Annotated in this window: 16 protein-coding genes; 10 read left to right on the forward strand and 6 right to left on the reverse strand. The window is 33.2% G+C overall.

The features are described 5' to 3' along the window. Positions 1-74 precede the first annotated feature (74 nt). Positions 75-1,700, reverse strand: a complete 1,626-nt coding sequence (pruA, locus tag Q0912_RS01485) for an L-glutamate gamma-semialdehyde dehydrogenase (RefSeq protein WP_299111240.1) — start codon at positions 1,698-1,700, stop codon at positions 75-77. A 144-nt stretch (positions 1,701-1,844) separates the two neighbouring features. Between pruA and Q0912_RS01490 the strand changes: the two genes are divergently transcribed. Further along, positions 1,845-2,852, forward strand: a complete 1,008-nt coding sequence (locus Q0912_RS01490) for a DUF6695 family protein (protein WP_299111242.1) — start codon at positions 1,845-1,847, stop codon at positions 2,850-2,852. On the opposite strand, the gene apaG is transcribed toward Q0912_RS01490, so the two are convergent. The 3 genes from apaG to Q0912_RS01505 all read right to left on the reverse strand — a co-directional run bounded on the left by apaG (position 2,849) and on the right by Q0912_RS01505 (position 5,996). Further along, positions 2,849-3,235, reverse strand: a complete 387-nt coding sequence (gene apaG / locus Q0912_RS01495) for a Co2+/Mg2+ efflux protein ApaG (RefSeq protein ID WP_299111245.1) — start codon at positions 3,233-3,235, stop codon at positions 2,849-2,851. The genes Q0912_RS01490 and apaG overlap by 4 nt on opposite strands. A 64-nt stretch (positions 3,236-3,299) precedes the next feature. Then, a complete protein-coding gene (locus Q0912_RS01500; protein ID WP_299111247.1) occupies positions 3,300-4,676 on the reverse strand; it encodes an aminotransferase class V-fold PLP-dependent enzyme in 1,377 nt (458 codons plus the stop codon). A gap of 69 nt (positions 4,677-4,745) precedes the next feature. Beyond that, positions 4,746-5,996: a DUF5103 domain-containing protein gene (locus Q0912_RS01505; RefSeq protein ID WP_299111249.1), complete on the reverse strand. Its 1,251-nt coding sequence runs from the start codon at positions 5,994-5,996 to the stop codon at positions 4,746-4,748. A gap of 162 nt (positions 5,997-6,158) precedes the next feature. Here Q0912_RS01505 and Q0912_RS01510 point away from each other — a divergent pair, with 162 nt between their 5' ends. The 7 genes from Q0912_RS01510 to Q0912_RS01540 all read left to right on the forward strand — a co-directional run bounded on the left by Q0912_RS01510 (position 6,159) and on the right by Q0912_RS01540 (position 13,676). Then, entirely contained in the window at positions 6,159-7,508 is a 1,350-nt protein-coding gene (locus Q0912_RS01510) for a Na(+)-translocating NADH-quinone reductase subunit A (RefSeq protein ID WP_299111251.1), read from the forward strand. Further along, positions 7,508-8,731, forward strand: coding sequence for an NADH:ubiquinone reductase (Na(+)-transporting) subunit B (locus Q0912_RS01515; protein WP_299111253.1), 1,224 nt, complete (start codon positions 7,508-7,510; stop codon positions 8,729-8,731). Before Q0912_RS01510 ends, Q0912_RS01515 begins: the two co-directional genes overlap by 1 nt. 2 nt (positions 8,732-8,733) lie before the next feature. Continuing rightward, positions 8,734-9,483 carry a Na(+)-translocating NADH-quinone reductase subunit C gene (locus tag Q0912_RS01520; RefSeq protein ID WP_299111255.1) on the forward strand — a complete coding sequence of 250 codons (750 nt, stop codon included), beginning with the start codon at positions 8,734-8,736 and terminating at the stop codon, positions 9,481-9,483. Positions 9,484-9,486: 3 nt separating this feature from the next. Beyond that, complete coding sequence (locus Q0912_RS01525; protein WP_299111257.1) at positions 9,487-10,119, forward strand: NADH:ubiquinone reductase (Na(+)-transporting) subunit D; 633 nt, start codon at positions 9,487-9,489, stop codon at positions 10,117-10,119. A gap of 52 nt (positions 10,120-10,171) precedes the next feature. Further along, positions 10,172-10,909: an NADH:ubiquinone reductase (Na(+)-transporting) subunit E gene (gene nqrE / locus Q0912_RS01530; RefSeq protein WP_299111259.1), complete on the forward strand. Its 738-nt coding sequence runs from the start codon at positions 10,172-10,174 to the stop codon at positions 10,907-10,909. Positions 10,910-10,918: 9 nt separating this feature from the next. Then, positions 10,919-12,226 carry an NADH:ubiquinone reductase (Na(+)-transporting) subunit F gene (nqrF, locus tag Q0912_RS01535; RefSeq protein WP_299111261.1) on the forward strand — a complete coding sequence of 436 codons (1,308 nt, stop codon included), beginning with the start codon at positions 10,919-10,921 and terminating at the stop codon, positions 12,224-12,226. Between the two features lie 259 nt (positions 12,227-12,485). Continuing rightward, positions 12,486-13,676, forward strand: coding sequence for a tRNA modification GTPase (locus Q0912_RS01540; RefSeq protein WP_299111263.1), 1,191 nt, complete (start codon positions 12,486-12,488; stop codon positions 13,674-13,676). Positions 13,677-13,732: 56 nt separating this feature from the next. Here Q0912_RS01540 and Q0912_RS01545 read toward each other — a convergent pair whose 3' ends face one another. Together Q0912_RS01545 and Q0912_RS01550 are read right to left on the reverse strand one after the other, a co-directional pair. After that, the gene (locus tag Q0912_RS01545) at positions 13,733-16,474 is read right to left on the reverse strand and encodes a T9SS type B sorting domain-containing protein (protein WP_299111266.1); all 2,742 of its coding nucleotides are present in this window, start codon (positions 16,472-16,474) and stop codon (positions 13,733-13,735) included. Between the two features lie 186 nt (positions 16,475-16,660). Further along, complete coding sequence (locus Q0912_RS01550) at positions 16,661-17,032, reverse strand: cupin domain-containing protein (protein ID WP_299111268.1); 372 nt, start codon at positions 17,030-17,032, stop codon at positions 16,661-16,663. 68 nt (positions 17,033-17,100) lie between these two features. Between Q0912_RS01550 and Q0912_RS01555 the strand changes: the two genes are divergently transcribed. Together Q0912_RS01555 and Q0912_RS01560 are read left to right on the forward strand one after the other, a co-directional pair. Next, complete coding sequence (locus Q0912_RS01555) at positions 17,101-17,967, forward strand: DUF4846 domain-containing protein (RefSeq protein WP_299111271.1); 867 nt, start codon at positions 17,101-17,103, stop codon at positions 17,965-17,967. A gap of 120 nt (positions 17,968-18,087) precedes the next feature. Further along, a complete protein-coding gene (locus tag Q0912_RS01560; protein WP_299111273.1) occupies positions 18,088-18,465 on the forward strand; it encodes a Na(+)-translocating NADH-quinone reductase subunit F in 378 nt (125 codons plus the stop codon). Positions 18,466-18,518: the final 53 nt, after the last annotated feature.

Consider the following 18,518-nt stretch of genomic DNA (forward strand, 5'->3'; position numbering starts at 1 on the left):
CTATTAAAAGCAAAAAAAATCCTTAAAAGTGAAGATCACTTCTAAGGATTTGTTTTTCAGTATATTAATAAAAATTAACCTAAAAAAGGATATCTGTAATCTGTTGGAGTTACAAATGTTTCTTTTATTAATCTAGGTGAGACCCAACGCAATAAGTTTTGGGCACTACCAGCTTTATCATTAGTCCCTGAGGCTCTGGCACCACCAAATGGTTGTTGACCAACGACTGCACCTGTTGGTTTGTCATTAATATAGAAATTACCCGCAGCATTTTGTAAGGCTTTTGTAGCCTCTTCGATGGCATATCTATCAGTAGATAATATGGCTCCGGTTAAAGCATATTTACTGGTTTGGTCAACTAACTTTAGAGTTTCGGCATAAGCATCATCTTCGTAAACATAAATGGTGATTACAGGTCCAAACAATTCAGTACACATTGTAGTATACTTTGGATTTGATGTTACAATTACAGTAGGTTCAATAAAGTAGCCTTTAGACTTATCGTAATTACCACCAGCGATAATATCTGAATCACTATCTGCTTTTGCACCATCAATATATTTAGCTAATTTATCAAATGATCCTTCATGGATTACTGCAGTTATAAAGTTGCTCATATCTTCTGGTGATCCCATTTTAAAAGACTTTATATCTTCAATAAGGTGTTTTTTGACATCTTCCCAAATCCCTTTAGGTATGTATGCTCTAGATGCGGCACTACACTTTTGCCCTTGAAATTCAAATGCTCCTCTAGAAATAGCTGTTGCCACCTGTTTTGCATTTGCAGATTTGTGTGCAATGATAAAATCCTTTCCTCCAGTTTCACCTACAATTCTAGGGTATGTTTTATAGTTGTGAATATTGTTTCCTATCTGTTTCCAAAGTTCTTTAAAGATAAATGTAGAACCTGTAAAATGTAAACCAGAAAAATCTGGACTAGCCATTACAGTATTGGTAATCATAACAGGATCTCCAAAAACAACATTAATAACACCATCTGGAACACCAGCTTCTTTGAAAACGTCCATAATAACTTTAGCAGAATAGACTTGGCTATCACTTGGTTTCCATACAACAACATTACCCATTAATGCCATACAAGCTGGTAAGTTTCCTGCAATTGCGGTAAAGTTAAAAGGTGTTACAGCATAGGTAAAACCTTCAAGAGGTCTATATTCAACACGATTCCATGCATCGCTAATACTTTCTGGCTGTTCCATGTAAATGTCAGTCATAAACTGTACATTGAAACGTAAGAAATCTATAAACTCACAAGCGGCATCAATTTCTGCCTGATGTATAGTTTTTGATTGTGCAATCATGGTAGCTGCATTAATCTTAGCTCTGTAAGGGCCAGCAATTAACTCAGCAGCTTTTAAAAAGATGCCAGCTCGTTGTTCCCAAGGCATTTGCGACCAGGCTTTACGAGCTTCTAAAGCAGTAGCAATAGCTTCATCTACATGCTTTTGTTCTGCCAAATGGTATTCGCCAACAATATGTTGATGATCGTGCGGAGGAGACATGGTTCTGGTATTTCCGGTTTTTACATCTTTTCCATTAATATATAAAGGGACTTCAATTTTGCTGTTAAACATTGATTTGTAGGCTTCTGTTACAGCTTTGCGTTCTGGTGATCCAGGAGCATAAGACTTTACAGGTTCGTTAACAGCGACTGGTACATTAAAGAATCCTTTTCCCATAATATGATTTATTTTTTGGTTTGAATTTTGAAAGTGCAAAGGTACAATATTTATGAGATATTATATATTTCAAACGTTATAGTTGTGTGAAGATTACAACTATAATTTTTTGTAAGTTGCGGGCTGAAATTTTTGAATGCTGTCATGACTAAAAATGATGCTTTTATTTTAACTCTTGCATACCCAGAAACTATTGTTTCGCATGCAGAAGAATGGTATTCTATATTTTTACGCTTTCTTTTCATAGGAAATAAAAACCATGTAAGAGCTGGGCATGCCGCTTTGGTTTTAATTAGTAAAACAACAGGTGTCTTAGAGTATCATGATTTTGGACGCTATATTACGTCTTCGCCAAATGGTAGAGTAAGAGGAAGAGAGACAGATTTTGAATTAAATTTTCCGATAGTCGCTAAGGTTGAGAATGATGCTATTAAAAATTTGGATGATATTCTTAAATTCTTAGCAACGCATCCAAAGCTTACTCATGGTGATGGTAATTTATATGCTTCGGTTTGCAATGCCGTAAATTATGATTTAGCAAGGGCACATATAGATAAGATGCAGTCTGAAGATTTTATTAGGTATGCAGCTTTTGTGAAAGAGGCGTGCAACTGTGCTCGTTTTGTAACAGACTCTTTGATTGCCTCAGTTATAGACACAAGGATAAAAAAGAAACTAATCGGCTCTAAATGGTTTACTCCAAGTACTATTGGTAATGTGGTGATAGCTGATACTGAAGATTTTGTGTATTTGGTTTCTGATAAAGGAGTGGTTAGTGAATTTAAGTCTACGGTAAGTAAAGAAAATAGGCGCTTGTTTTTAGATACACTAAGAGGTTATAGCCCGAGCTTGGTTGGTACTCTACAGCCAAAACATAATAATACCAAGGCAGAACATGCGCAATGGCTTGGTGGTATAGCTGCAGGTGCTTGGTTTGAAATTTATAATATAGGGAGTACTTCAGAATACAGATTTAGACGTATATCACCTTATGGTAACTTAGATTGTAACGGCATATATAAAATTAATAAAACAGGATTTGATATTAACTCTAAATATCAATTTATACATTATTCAAATTGTTTGTTCTTTCATATAGAACAAAATGATGAGCAATACCGATTTGATTTAATAAGAAATGCCGAAACTTAATTTAATGCAAATGGAGCACTTAATTTAAATGAAGGGATATACACTTTAAATTTACTGGCCTTTGTAAAGTTAACCATATTATAATGTCCTTGCATAGCTCCAAATGGTGATGTTAATAAGCAACCTGAGTTGTAAGTGTGAGATTCACCAGGTTTTAAAACAGGTTTTTTTCCAATTACACCTTCACCTTCAACAATTTCTTCGTTGTTAAGAGCATCAAGAATTTTCCAATGACGTGAATTTAACTGAACCGAATCTTTACTTTGGTTTTCAATAGTTACTTTATAGCCAAAAGCGAAGTGCACTTTATAATTTTTATAAAATGTACCTTCAAAATTGGTTTCAACAGAAATTTTGATTCCGCTTGTAACTTGCTGTACCATTAATCTTAAATTGAAAAGAGTATGCTAAAATAACATAATTTTTGAATCATAACTTATTTTAATGCTAAGAAGCGTTCATATTTAACATTTTTTCGACAACATGACTCTCTAAGGTTGCAAAAAAAGCAAGAATATCTTCTTCTTCTAATAAGCTATTTATTGTCACCATTCTAACGAATTCTTGATTATTAAATTTTCCGAAGCCTACCATTAGGTCCGAGTTTTCATAAAGTGCTGTACATAGTTCACTTGCAGGTATATCTTTATAATTAAAACAGACAGAGATAGAGTTATCAAAACTATACAGTGTATAATCTTTATTTTGGTTTATGTACGTTCTTGCAATTTGTGCCATTTTAAATTGCTTGTCTACAATTTGTTCAATACCTAGCGTGCCGATAGATTTCCATAGAGTCCAGAGTTTTAGAGCATCATTTCGCCTCCCGCATTGTAAAGAAGTTTTACCTAAATTAAAATCATCACCATCGGTTTGGTATAAATAATCTGCTTCATTAGAAAATGAATGATGCAATTGTGCCTTGTGTTGTGTAACTATAATAGAACAGCTTAAAGGAGTACCCATCATTTTGTGAGCATTGACACTGAATGAATCTGAATGTTCTAATCCATTTATTAAATGTCTGTAGGTCTTGCTGAAAATTACTCCTCCACAATAAGCTCCATCAACATGAAGCCATAGATTATACTTTTTGCAAATTTCACTAAGGGCTTCAATATCATCAAAAGCACCTAGTACAGTTGTTCCTGCGGTAGCATTAACAAAGAAAGGTTCATAGCCACTATTGATATCTTTCTCAATTAATTTATCTAAATGTTCAATTAGCATTTCACCTTTATCATTGGTATTAACTTGCCTAACCTGATCTCTCCCAATACCAATTAATGCGGCATTTTTTGAAATAGAATAATGAGATGCAGATGAGGTATATAATATCATTTTTGATGAAAGTCCTAAGGCTCTAATAGATTCGTTTTTATAATCTCTAGCCATAATTAGAGCCATCATGTTACTCATTGACCCACCAGGTGCTAATGTACCATCACTATTGGCAGAATAACCAGCCAATGCACAAATGTTCTTTATTACTTGTTTTTCAATACCCACTTGTGGGCCAGCAACCTTGTATGTGTACATGCTATTATTGAGCATAACAGCTAGTAAGTCTCCAAGTGTAGCTTTGCTAATTCTTCCTCCAAATAGTTGATTAAAAAAAGATCTGGATGCTGTTTTTGGTGTGCTTTTTATAATCTGTTTTAGCGTGTTCTTTAAGTCTTCATCAACAATTCCGTTGGCATTTAAAGATAAATCTAGTTTATTATATAATTCTGAAGTGGGAATAGGTTTAGCAACTGGTTTATTCAGTTCTTCTCTAAAAAGCTCGTCGCACAACTCAGAAAATAAGGCAATATCATTTTGCATCCTGTAAAATCAATTTTGATGTGAAAGGTAAAAAGAATTTAGTCTAAAGAGGAAAAAATCCTTACAGTATTAATTAGAAATATCTACGGAGGAAGCTTCGCCATAACCAATTAGCTTATCAAAGCGCGCTCCTAAATCTCTATAATAGACTAATACCTTGTAATTGTTTTCGGTTTGCCAGTAATCACCACTTATAGCACCTTCATCTAGTTCTCTGGTTTTTCGATCAACCACAACGTATTTGTAATTGTAGAACCCTTGTTTGAGACGAAAACTTGCTTCGTAATTACCGTTTTCAGAATTGAAAATCATTTTTGTTAAAGGTTCAATGGCAAAGGCATTAAAATTACCATACACATAGATGTCTTTATCTTTTAACTCCTCTTGGAGTAAAGAAAAATGAACCATAGTGTAATCAGCTTCAACATCTGTATCTAATCGATCAGCCGCTGTAACTTGAAAGTTTCCGTTAAGATCAGGATTGTAAGTGTAAGGCCTACCAGTTCTAGGGATATTTGCATATAAATAGCTCTGATAAATATCTTTTAGATCTATAAACTGAACACCAACATTAGAAGTTCTTACGTCTTTGTTTTCAAACCAAAAATATTCATTACCACCCCAAAATGCCGATTCGGTATCATACCTGTAAATAAGCTCATTACCTAAAGTGTATTGTGGCTTTAAATTATCAATTGATGTATTTAAATTGTTATTCTGTATAATGAGTGTTTTAATAGTCTCTAATGGATTATTAAAATTTATGCTATTAGTAGCAACAACCATGTCTATGGATTGTTTTTCAGCGATGACTTTTACATCTCTAGAGCGTTTTACACGTACACCTACATTGACCAAATCTTCATAAATCATAAATTTTCTACTAAACATCAATTCATCATACTCATCGTAAATTGAAATCATGTAATTACCGCTTTTCAATAAGCCTCGGGTTTGAATATTGGGAATTTTCAGTTTATAATGTGAATAGACCTGATAAGTGTTAAAAGAGTTATAGTATTCTAATATACGTTGATTGTCTAAGCCTCTTATATATTCGCCCTTTACTAAAATGGATGGAGTCCAATCAAAATTAAAATGCTCAATAACGTAGTAAAAGTCTTCTTCATTGGCGTTTAAAGCATCAAATTCTAATACCAATGGTTCTCCTAGTTTTAAAATAGGTAACTGTCCTTGTGTTGTATTACTTTTAAATTTTATGGTTTTTATAAAATCGGGAGGACTTACTTCTTCAACTTGAGAGAGTATAATCGTTGGAAATAATAAAAGTAATAAGATGCTGTAAAAATTCTTTTCCATCATTAATTGTTGACTTGTGCATAAAGATAATCAAAATCTATGCCTTTAAATATTAAACTTATTTATAATGGTTATAAATAAAAAAGATGTGCTAAATTGAAAATTATTTAATCATTAATTTGTAAATTTGCACGGATTTTTAGATAACTAATCTTTAAGTATATGTCAAAAGACATCAGAATTAAAAAAGGTTTAGATATAAAGTTGGTCGGTGAAGCCGAGAAAACTACAGAAAATGCTATCATTAGCAATTCATACTCTATCAGACCTGAAGATTTCCACAGTATTATCCCAAAACTTGTTGCAAAAGAAGGTACACGTGTTAAAGCAGGTGAGGCGTTGTTTTACAATAAAGATAATGAAGAGATGAAGTTTGTTTCACCAGTATCTGGTGAAATTACTGAAGTAAAACGTGGACCAAGACGTCGTATTGACGCTATAAAAATAACCGCAGACAAAGAGCAAACTTATGTAGATCATGGTAAATTTGATTTGTCATCTGATACAGATAAGACTAAAGCACATTTATTAGCATCTGGTTGTTGGGCTTTTATAAAGCAACGCCCTTATGATGTTATTGCAAGTTTAGATAGTACTCCAAAAGCTATTTTTGTATCTGGTTATGCAAGTGCACCTTTGGCCGCTGATTTAGATTATGCCCTAGCAGGTAAAGAAGCTGAATTACAAGCAGCTGTTACGGCATTATCAAAACTAACTGATGGCGGAGTTCACATATCTGTTGGAAACAACAAGTCACCATTGGTTTATTTGAATGATGCAATAACCTATAAGATTTCTGGGCCACATCCTGCAGGTAATGTAGGTACTTTAATTAATAAAGTAAGTCCGGTAAATAAGGGTGAAACAGTTTGGACGGTCAATGCACAAGATTTAGTTATCATTGGTGAATTACTTTTAACGGGTAAATTCAATGCAGAACGGATTATTGCTTTAGCAGGCTCTTCAGTAAAGAAACCTAGATATTTTAAAACTAAAATTGGTGCTGAAGTATCAACTATGGTTTATGACAATGGCGTTGAACAAGATGGTAATAATAGAATCATATCCGGAAATGTTTTAACAGGAAAAAAAGTAGCACCAGATGGTAATTTAGATTATTACAGTAATGTAATTACAGTAATACCAGAAGGAGATGATTATGAATTTTTTGGTTGGAATAAACCAGTATTCAATAAGATTTCTACTTCTAGAGCTTTAACATTCTCTTGGTTAAACCCTAAGAAAAAGTATGATTTAAATACCAATACAAATGGTGAGCATCGTGCATTTGTAACTACAGGAACCTATGAAGAAGTTTTTCCTTTAGATATATATCCAATGCAAATTCTAAAAGCTTGTATGTATAAAGATTTAGATGAAATGGAAGCTTTAGGAATGTACGAGGTGGCACCTGAGGATTTTGCGTTAACAGAATTTGTATGCGTATCTAAACAACCACATCAAAAAATTATAAGAGAAGGATTAGACTTAATGCTTAAAGAGATAGGATAATGGGTTTAAAACAAAATTTACACAATTTTAAGGAAAAGAATAAAGACAAAAAGTGGCTTCCTGGTTTTAATGCGCTTTTTACGTTTTTATATATGCCAAACGAGACTACCCATAACGGAACTCATATTAAGGCGGCAGATGACTTAAAACGTACAATGAACACAGTAATCATGGCTTTAGTACCATGCTTAATTTTTGGTATGTTTAATGCAGGTTATCAGCATCATTTAGCACAAGGCTTAATAGACTCTGCAGATGGGTTCTTCGGATCCTCATTTTGGACTTGGGGTAACTTAGTGGTTGGCTTATGGAAAGTATTACCGTTAGTAATCGTTTCTTATGGTGTTGGTCTGGCAGTAGAGTTCATTTTCGCAATTATCAAAGGACATGAAGTAGAAGAAGGTTACTTAGTAACAGGGATGTTAGTGCCATTAATTGTACCAGTTGATATTCCATTATGGATGTTAGCCGTAGCTGTTGTTTTTGGTGTAGTTATAGGTAAAGAAGTGTTTGGAGGTACAGGAATGAATATCCTTAATCCGGCATTAACTATTCGCGCATTCTTATTCTTTGCTTATCCTACTTGGATGTCTGGAGATAAGGTATGGGTTCATGGTGCTGTTGAACGCGACCAAATGATTGCCGCAGGCGAAAATTTAGATGCTATATCTGGTGAAACTATTTTAGGTAGTTTGGCTCAAAACAAAGCTGCAGGTTATGAAGTTATGGATATGTTCTATGGAATTATTCCTGGGTCTGTAGGTGAAACGTCTACATTATTAATATTGTTAGGTGCTTTATTCTTAATCTTTGCTAAGATTGGAAGCTGGAGAATTATGTTATCATCAGTAATAGGAGCATTGGTAATGGGTTTAATTTTCAACGGTGTTGTAAGTTCAGGTTGGATAACAGAGTCAAGTAAGTTCTATGGATTAATGAGTACAGAATTCTGGCATCATTTATTGATAGGTGGTTTTGCTTTTGGTACTGTGTTTATGGCTACGGATCCTGTAACCGCTTCTCAAACCACCAAAGGAAAATGGATATATGGTTTCTTAGTAGGTTTTATTTCTATTATGATTCGTGTATTCAATCCAGCATATCCAGAAGGTGTAATGTTAGCAATTCTATTAATGAATGTATTTGCACCAACAATTGACCATTATGTGGTTCAAGGTAATGTAAAGAAAAGAATGAAACGTTTAAAAGCTAAAGCTGCATAACGATGGAAAACAGAACAGATAAAAATTCATATACTATAATTTTTGCCATAGGAATGGTAATTGTAGTTGGTGCTTTATTAGCATTTTTAGCATCATCTTTGAAGCCGATGATTACTGAAAATGAGCGTTTAGAGAAGCAACAGAACATCTTATATGCTATGGGTGTTAATGATAACGATGATACAAGTGCTAATTTTGTTTCAACTGAAGATGCACCAGAGCTCTTTGGTAAGTATATCAAAAAGCAATTAGTTATTGATGGTAATAATGCAGAAGAAGACGACCAGGCATATTTAATTGATGTTAAGAAAGAACAGGCTAAAGCAAAAAATGGAGAAACAAGACGTTTACCTTTATTTGTTGGTGAGAAAGATGGACAAACATTTTACATCGCACCAATAAGAGGTAAAGGCCTCTGGGATGCAATTTGGGGTTATGTAGCATTAGATAAAAATATGGTAGTTCAAGGTGCTTATTTTGATCACAAAGGTGAAACCCCAGGGTTGGGAGCTAACATTAAGCAACGTTTTTTTATGGACGATTTTATTGGTGAACACTTGTTGTCTGCAGATGGTACATTTAAGGGTATTACTGTGGCAAAAGGGAACGCAGACCCGAAAAATAATGATAAAACAGATAATGAGGTTGATGCTATTGCTGGTGCTACAATTACAGGCGATGGTGTTACAGCAATGATTAAAAAAGATCTAAGACTGTATCTACCTTATTTTGAAACTTTAAATGGTAAGTAAAATATGGGAAAAGACAGTAGATTAATATTAGACCCATTAGCAGATAATAACCCAATCACAATTCAGGTATTAGGTATTTGTTCTGCATTAGCAATTACTGCAGAATTAGAAGCATCTATAGTGATGTCTATTTCAGTATTGTTTGTACTAGGAGTAGGTAATGTTGTTATCTCTTTAATGCGAAATATCATTCCTTCAAAAATTAGAATTATTGTGCAGCTTATTGTTGTTGCAACTTTGGTAATTATTGTAGACTTGGTGCTAAAAGCCTTTGCTTATGAATTGAGTAAAACACTCTCAGTATTTGTTGGACTGATTATTACTAACTGTATCATTATGGGACGTTTTGAAGCTTTTGCTTTAGGAAATGGACCATGGAGATCATTCTTAGATGGTATAGGTAATGCATTAGGTTATGGTGTTATTCTTATTATCGTAGGGTTCTTTAGAGAATTATTAGGCTCTGGAACGTTATTGGGAATACAAGTATTAGGTGACCCCATAGAGAAAACAGGATTGTACGCTTTAGGCTATGAAAATAATGGATTTATGCTATTATCACCAATGGCACTTATCGTTGTAGGTATAATTATTTGGGTACAACGCAGTAGAAATAAAGCATTAATAGAAGACTAAAATTGAATTGTCATCCTAAACTCATTTCCAGGATTTCATCAAAATATAAAACATGGAACATTTAGAACTATTTTTTAAATCAATATTCATAGACAATATGGTATTTGCAACATTCCTCGGAATGTGTTCTTACCTTGCTGTATCTAAAAAAGTGTCAACAGCTGTTGGTCTTGGTGCTGCAGTAATATTTGTATTGGCGATTACTGTACCATTAAACTGGTTATTAGATCAATATATATTACAACCAGGTGCATTATCCTGGTTAGGAGAAGATTATGTAAGTTACGATTTAAGCTTTTTATCATTTATTATGTTTATTGCTACCATTGCAACCATGGTACAATTAGTAGAAATAATTGTAGAGAAGTTCTCGCCATCTCTGTATAACTCATTGGGTATATTCTTACCATTGATAGCTGTGAACTGTGCTATTTTAGGTGGTTCTTTATTTATGCAATCTAGAGAAATAGAAACCTTAGGTTTAGCTTTAAATTACGGTATAGGTTCTGGTATAGGATGGTTTTTAGCAATATTAGCAATTGCAGCTATTCGCGAAAAAATAAGGTATAGTAATGTACCACCTGCTTTAAGAGGGCTTGGTATTACATTTATTATTACAGGGTTAATGGCAATTGGATTTATGAGTTTTGGTGGTATGTTAACAGGTGGCGATGAAGAAGCAAAACCAGAAAATACATCTGCAGCTATCGAAACGATTAAAGAAGATATAGAAAAAGTTGAAGAAAAGCTTATCTCTAACATAGAGCAGAAACAAGATACAAACGAGTAATTGAATAGTATGATATTAGCAGTAGATTTTGGAATTATATTAGCAACAGTTGCTGCCTTTTTAGTAGTGACATTACTACTAGTTGCCCTGTTATTATTTGTAAAACAGAAATTATCACCATCAGGTCCTGTAAAGATTTTGATAAATGGTGAACGTGAAATTGAAGTAGCCTCAGGAAGTACATTATTATCTACTTTAGGCGGAAATAAAATATTTTTACCATCTGCATGTGGTGGTGGTGGAACTTGTATTCAATGTGAATGCCATGTTTTATCAGGTGGGGGTGAAGCGCTACCAACCGAAACCCCTCATTTTTCTCGTAAGGAATTAGCAAGTGGGGCACGCTTATCTTGCCAGGTTAAAGTAAAGCAAGATATGGAGATTACTATTCCTGAAGAAGTATTTGGTATTAAGAAATGGGAAGCCACAGTTGTACGTAACTATAATGTAGCTTCTTTTATAAAGGAATTTGTTGTTGAGATTCCTGAGGATATGGGCTATAAAGCTGGTGGATATATACAGATTGAAATTCCTCCTTGTGAAATAAAATATTCTGATATAGATATTACAGCGCATCCAGAAGAGCACGAAACACCAGATAAGTTTCAAGCAGAATGGGATAAATTTGGGCTTTGGCCTCTAGTGATGAAGAATACCGAAACTGTAGAGCGTGCTTATTCTATGGCTTCTTACCCAGCTGAAGGGCGTGAAATTATGTTGAATGTTCGTATTGCGACTCCGCCATGGGATCGCTCTAAGAACGCCTGGATGAATGTTAATCCAGGTGTGGCGTCATCTTATATTTTTGCACAAAAGCCTGGAGATAAAGTAGTAATTTCTGGTCCTTATGGTGAATTTTTTATCAACGAATCAGAAAGTGAAATGCTTTATGTTGGTGGTGGCGCAGGTATGGCACCGATGCGTTCGCATTTATATCACTTATTCAAAACAATTAAAACTGGTCGTAAAGTAACCTATTGGTATGGTGGGCGTTCTAAACGCGAGCTATTCTACATAGATCATTTTAGAGCACTAGAAAAAGACTTCTCTAATTTTAAATTCTATATGGCACTTTCTGAGCCTTTAGAAGAAGATAATTGGAAAGTTAAATCAGACATAAATGACGAATCAGGCGATGGATTTGTTGGGTTTATTCATAATTGTGTAATAGACAATTACCTAAATCATCATGAAGCTCCTGAAGATATAGAATTATACTTTTGCGGACCACCATTAATGAACCAAGCTGTTCAGAAAATGGGTGAAGATTTTGGTATCCCAGATGAACATATTAGATTTGATGACTTTGGAGGATAAAAACAGAAGGTTTAAAATATAAAAAGCCAACGTAAAAGACGTTGGCTTTTTTAGTGTTGTAATTTAAAAGAAAAGTTTCTTAAATATTAATTTAAATTATACACTATAAATTTCATCAAAATAGATACACTTAGATTTTTTAATTTAAAATAATATAAGTAAAATAGCCCTATCAACATGTTTAAAAAATTGATATCGCATATATTGATTTTTTAGTTTACACTACCCGCAAATTTTATTAATATTTATATCATTCTTCATGAAAAAATACTTTTTGTTATGCTTAACTATTTTAAGTTTAAGTTGTTATTCACAGGTTAAATTTGAAAAGGGATACTTTATTGACAACTCTGATCAAAAAATCGAATGTTTAATAAAAAACATTGGATGGCAAAATAATCCTTCAGAATTTGAATATAAGTTAACAGAGTCTGCAAATAAGCAATTTAAATCGATTAGAACAGTTAAAGAATTTGGTATTTATGACGTATCAAAATATATAAGAAGATTAGTTAATGTAGATGTTTCTAAAAAGGATTTATCTCGAATGAATGGTGTAAGAACACCAATATTTGAAGAAAAAGAATTGTTTTTAAAAGTTTTGGTTGACGGTAAAGCTAGCTTGTATGTGTATGAAAATGGGCCGTTAAGACGATTTTTTTATTCTACTGATAGCTTAGATATTGAGCAACTAATCTTCAAAAAATATTATAATAAAGACGGTAATATATTAACAAATGAGCGATATAAACAACAATTATATACTAATTTTAAATGCCCAAGCTTTAAAATGCAAAAATTTGAAAGGGTTGATTATAATCAAAAAGAGTTAATCAAATTTTTTGTAGAATATAATGAATGTAATAATAACGAGTTTAAAAACTTTGAAAAAAATAAGAAGAGAGATTTTATAAATTTAACTATACGGCCAGGAATTAACTCTTCGTCCATATTTGTAGATAAGGATTTTATCTCTACAAGAACATATGATTTTGATAATGAATTATCATTTAGGTTTGGTATTGAATTTGAATTCGTTATGGGCTTCAATGCCAATAAATGGGCAATTATAATTGAACCTACATACCAAAACTATAAGTCGGAATTAGAGGGAGATGCTGTAGATAAGGTAACTGTAGATTATAGTTCTATCGAAATACCTATTGGGATTAGACATTATTTGCACTTAAATAAAAGTTCTAAACTTTTTATTAATGGTTCTTATGTTGTTGATGTAAATAGTGATAAATCGAAATTTGATTCTAATTTAGATTTGCGTATAGACTCTGGTAATAATTTTGCATTTGGTTTTGGGTATAAATACAATAATAAATATAGTATAGAGATTAGATATCAAACTACTAGAAAACTAACAATGTTTAATGATTTTTTGAGTTTAGACTCTGATTATGATAATCTAGGACTAATATTTGGTTATAGTATTTTTTAACTGGAGCTTTTATATAATAAGCAGTAAAAACATAGTATTTTTAGATTCTTTTTACCTTAATTTTTAAGGCTAAAATGACCAACTGTTACATTACCATCTAAAAACTCAACTCTAAACCAATAGTCGTTACTTGGCATTATAACATTATTAAATCTGCCGTCCCACCGCAATCCGTTAGAAGGATTTAGTTCGGTAATGAGTTTACCATATCTATCAAAAATCCGTATAGATTTATAAGTGTTTTCTACTAAACCTTTAATTTGCCAATAATCGTTGACACCATCATCGTTGGGTGTTAAAAACTTTGGATATCCGATAAGGTATAGAGTTTGAGAAATTTCAGGATTACATTGGTCGGTATCTCTTGCATATATGGTCTGAATTCCCGATTCTACATTATAGAATGTGTATTGATTTGAGTTTCCAAAATAATTGATATTATTTAGAGAGAATTCGTAACTACCATCACCCTCCATAGTAATTGTAATGGTATTGTTATTATAATCTAAGTCTGTCTCTATGTTTAGAAATTCTGGTGCTGCAACTTGTGTTATTGTAAATGATTTAGAATTAGAGCATTCAATACCGTTTTGTGTTTTGTATACGATTAACGTATATGTACCTTCTGTGTCGGTAAATAATTCTTGAAGCGTAGAGACTACTTCCCCTTCACTATTTAACCATTCAAAACTATCGTTACTGGTATCACCTAAAAGCGTAAATCCCTCGGAGCGACAAAATGTATAAAAATCATCAATTCCAATAACAGGAGTGTCATTTACAATAAGATTTACAGGGCCAACTCCAGAGCACTCAACATCAACGGACTCTGCTCTGACCCATAGGGTGGTTGAGCTTGTTGTATAACTCGGGTTGATACTATTTTGTGAAGTTAATGCGTCTTCAAGATTGAGGTAATAATCTAAAGTTGTAGAACTTGGGAACCCTTGAGCGATTCTTATGGTATTAGATATATTATCTAAGTCAAACGTACCATTGCCATCACCAACTATGTCGTCAGAGTTTTCGCATGTATAAAAATCGGGGATGTTGGTAAGCTCTACAAAAACGGTATTCAGAAAAAAGGAACTTATAGAATAACATTCGTTTTCATTAATTGCTCTAACAAAGACTTCTTGGTTTACAGTTGTATTTGTATAGTTAATAGGATTGTCTATTGGGTTAGTATCTTGCTCGGCATCATTAAGAGTTTCATAGAATATCAACTGCTCTTGTAGGTCTGGATTTGTAATACTTTCCCTAATATTAAACAAATTGAAGACAGAAATACCGTCAGTATCCGTATCGCAATTAATAAGTTCAAGGTCTGGAAGTAACTCTGGAAGTGCGTAGACCTCAATCTTTTTTGTCGTGGATATCGGTCGGTTATTTACCGTTATGGTTACTGAGACATCATATATGCCACTATCGGTAAAGACATGGGTTGGTGCTATTTCATTTGATGTAGTTCCGTCACCAAAATCCCATTGGGCAGCAGTTATTGTTGCATAGGTGTCAACTTCAAAAGGTAGCTCTTCGTTTAAACATATATTTTCTGTGAGAATCCGGGTTCTAAGATGAGATTGAATAAAGTTAGGAAGCCCAAGCCGCACATTATCTGGGCTTAAATCTATGGAGTTGTGATCGTAAGTAGAACTAACAGTAGAGATATCCGGGTTGTATGCTGTTCCTAAAAAATTGGTTCCTTCGTCTGTGTTTTTTGGGAGTGCTCTATAAATTTTACCATTTTTGGCCAACTGAAGCGCACCAGGAAACCCTTCTCTAAATTGTTCGTAATGTAAAGTATAATATTCTTGAGGGCTTAAAATATTTAAATCATATTCATATATAAGGTTAGACGTATTGTAACCTTCAGGAACAGATACAGTGCCTTCAGCCACATTTAAGAACCCTTGCTTAATAAGAGTTGCATACAAGTATTCTGAATCTCTTGTAAATGCTAAGCCATTTGCAGAAATGACTTCGAAAAACGTAAGCGATGTTAAAAGATTCCTTCTATTGCTTACAACTCCTGTTTGATTATCAAAATCGAATATTAAAATATGGTCTGTTAGGCTAGCTGGTAAATAGTTGCTACAGGCCATTCTTTCGCCATTAGGTGAAAATACTAAGACTCCTTCGGTAACAGCTCTAAAGGCCAGACCGTCAGATACTACAGTATCTTCAATGGTGCCATCGGTATTAACCTTAACGGCGGTAAAAGATGTAAACTCATTATCTACATTTTTTCTGGTAGACATCACCCAAATAGATTGCCCATCTGCATGATGCACAGCGGATAATTTACCCATATTGGGTCTTGGGATAAGAGGAATATTTTTTTGGGTAACAGCTCCTAAATTGCCATTTAGGTTCATATCTACAATAGAATAGTATAGACCGCCAAAACCCACAGTAAAAACATAATATTGCCCTTGTATATCCGCAATCGGTATTATGATTGAGTTTTGCGTGGCTTCTTCATATCCAAAAAGACCAGAGCCATTATCCATAATAAAATGGTTTTTATTCCAAATGTCTATACCATTGGTATAAAACTGGAGCTCTCCACTAATACTAGAAATGCTGGCGCATCCAGCGGGTGCAATCATATCAGAATTAGATAAGATATTAGGATCTTCAGTAGGGGCAAAGTTTAAACCAGCAAAGTCACCAAAATACCAATTTTCAGTTTCGGCATTTTGTGAAAATAGGGCAAGAGTACCAAAAAACATATATACAAGAATATATATCTTTTTGAAGGTGAAAAATTGTTGGTATGTGGTTAAGTTACTCAAAACTGCCTCAATTAATTTTTTCTGTTTTAACTAATTTAACAGAGTATATTCTGGTAAAGCTATCAAATATTGCTTAAATACTAAAAATTTTAAGATTAATCGTTAAAATAATAGAGCAATGAATTATACCTTGTCTTTTGCTTTATCATAACTTATTATGCCAGTTATAAACTAATAAACTATATTTTATTTGTATTCAGTAATCAAAAAAACAGCTGTGGTTTCACCAATATTTAAAACCTCATGTATGGAGATTTTATCTTTACTAAAAGTATACCCCGTAGGAACATCAACTTCGCGAGTCCCAGAAGCGTCAGTTATTCTAAAAGTTCCGCCAGAAAGTGTATAACCAAAATGTGGATTGTGATAATGTTTTTCGTGACCAACACCTGGTTTAAAAGTGCATTTTAGCACTCTTATTTTTGGGTTATCTTCTATAACTTCACATACAGATTTGTCTTTCCAACCAGCCTCAAGAGGGTCGGGTAGATTAATTTTGTTTTTACAACTAAATAAAAAAAACAAAACATATATAAACAGTATAAATTTAGTTTTCATGGCATGCTAAAGTTACATAAATTCATGGTCTGTATAACAAATCCTAAGTTTTATTCGTTGTAGTGGTTATGAAGAAAATACTACTAATTTTATTGATATCTGTTGCAGTTGTAGCTTTGGCTTTTCAGTTTAAACCTATTGAAAAGGTTATAGATAAAGCAACAGCTATTGTTAAAACACCAAGTCTTATCAATAAAGATAGTCTTACTATAAAGTCTCGGGTTAATATTCCTCAGGGCTATAAACGCTCGTTTTACCCTAAAGGAAGTTTTGAAGATTATCTTAGAAATTACAAGCTAAAACCTTATGGAAGTAAGATCGTCAACTACGATGATTCTGAATATTTTTGGCAAGGTGGACACATAGGGATTTTAGAAATTCCAGTGCCTAAAAACGGACTACAACAATGTGCAGATGCATTAATAAGAATTAGAAGCGAATACCTATGGGATAATAATAGAAAGGATGAAATAGGCTTCAATTTTACTTCAGGACATTATTGCTCTTGGAATAAATATGCAGAAGGCTATCGTCCTAAGATTAGTGGTAATAAAGTTTCATTTCATAAAACAGCTCAAGTCAATGATACAAAAGAAAACTTCTATCGATATCTGAATCTTATTTATATGTACTCTGGAACACTTTCGCTTTATAACGAGCTAAAATCTTTAAAATCTAAAGATTTAAAAATAGGTGATATGCTTATTAAAGGAGGAAGTCCAGGTCATATTGTAATGTTGTGTGATGAAGTAATAAATGATAAAGGTGAAAAGCTGTTTTTGTTGTTTCAGGGTAATACACCTGCACAAAGTGTACACCTTGTTAAGAATCTAGAGAATTCTAATATTTCGCCCTGGTATCAATTAGAAGATAATGCTGTTATTCCTGTTTCAAATTATACCTTTGGTAGCGCCAAATATGTACGATTTAAGTAATTCTTGTCATTTCTGAGAAGTCAATATCTACTTTATATTTATAAAGCAATATTGTATTTTTGTATGAATTAAATTTAACTGCTAAAGTCTATCTTAAGCGTAGTCGAAAGACCAAGTCATATGAGCAAACCTCTTACTCCTCAAGAAGTACATAATCTTGCCATGAACCATGTCGGTAAGGATTTAGAAGCACGTGGCTTTGAGTTTGTTGCCATAAATAGTAAGCTCAAACGCCATCCTCAGTTTGTATGTATAGATAAAAATAACCAATACTATTTTGTAATAGTTAGAACTGTAATCTTACCTGAAAATCCAAATAATTACGATATAGTTTGGATGGAAACATTTAAAAAACACGCTTTTGAAAAAGATGCAAAAGTATTATATGCAGGCGTAGGTCTAGGTAATCCTAAAGGTGAAGATTTGTCTATTTACTTAAACGAAGAATATTTGATTGAATATAATGGTATTCAAGTTATAGAAATGAATTTAAATTAATCTTCAGATATCAGGTAGATAAAGTCTTAGTATGAAAAGCCGAAAACCTAGTC

The sequence above is a fragment of the uncultured Winogradskyella sp. genome (assembly GCF_947498345.1).
Classification (GTDB): domain Bacteria; phylum Bacteroidota; class Bacteroidia; order Flavobacteriales; family Flavobacteriaceae; genus Winogradskyella.

Coding starts and splice junctions, on each gene's coding strand:
- pruA (WP_299111240.1), bottom strand. CDS start 1,700: ATGGGAAAAGGATTCTTTAATGTACCAGTCGCTGTTAACGAACCTGTA.
- Q0912_RS01490 (WP_299111242.1), top strand. CDS start 1,845: ATGACTAAAAATGATGCTTTTATTTTAACTCTTGCATACCCAGAAACT.
- apaG (WP_299111245.1), bottom strand. CDS start 3,235: ATGGTACAGCAAGTTACAAGCGGAATCAAAATTTCTGTTGAAACCAAT.
- Q0912_RS01500 (WP_299111247.1), bottom strand. CDS start 4,676: ATGCAAAATGATATTGCCTTATTTTCTGAGTTGTGCGACGAGCTTTTT.
- Q0912_RS01505 (WP_299111249.1), bottom strand. CDS start 5,996: ATGGAAAAGAATTTTTACAGCATCTTATTACTTTTATTATTTCCAACG.
- Q0912_RS01510 (WP_299111251.1), top strand. CDS start 6,159: ATGTCAAAAGACATCAGAATTAAAAAAGGTTTAGATATAAAGTTGGTC.
- Q0912_RS01515 (WP_299111253.1), top strand. CDS start 7,508: ATGGGTTTAAAACAAAATTTACACAATTTTAAGGAAAAGAATAAAGAC.
- Q0912_RS01520 (WP_299111255.1), top strand. CDS start 8,734: ATGGAAAACAGAACAGATAAAAATTCATATACTATAATTTTTGCCATA.
- Q0912_RS01525 (WP_299111257.1), top strand. CDS start 9,487: ATGGGAAAAGACAGTAGATTAATATTAGACCCATTAGCAGATAATAAC.
- nqrE (WP_299111259.1), top strand. CDS start 10,172: ATGGAACATTTAGAACTATTTTTTAAATCAATATTCATAGACAATATG.
- nqrF (WP_299111261.1), top strand. CDS start 10,919: ATGATATTAGCAGTAGATTTTGGAATTATATTAGCAACAGTTGCTGCC.
- Q0912_RS01540 (WP_299111263.1), top strand. CDS start 12,486: ATGAAAAAATACTTTTTGTTATGCTTAACTATTTTAAGTTTAAGTTGT.
- Q0912_RS01550 (WP_299111268.1), bottom strand. CDS start 17,032: ATGAAAACTAAATTTATACTGTTTATATATGTTTTGTTTTTTTTATTT.
- Q0912_RS01555 (WP_299111271.1), top strand. CDS start 17,101: ATGAAGAAAATACTACTAATTTTATTGATATCTGTTGCAGTTGTAGCT.
- Q0912_RS01560 (WP_299111273.1), top strand. CDS start 18,088: ATGAGCAAACCTCTTACTCCTCAAGAAGTACATAATCTTGCCATGAAC.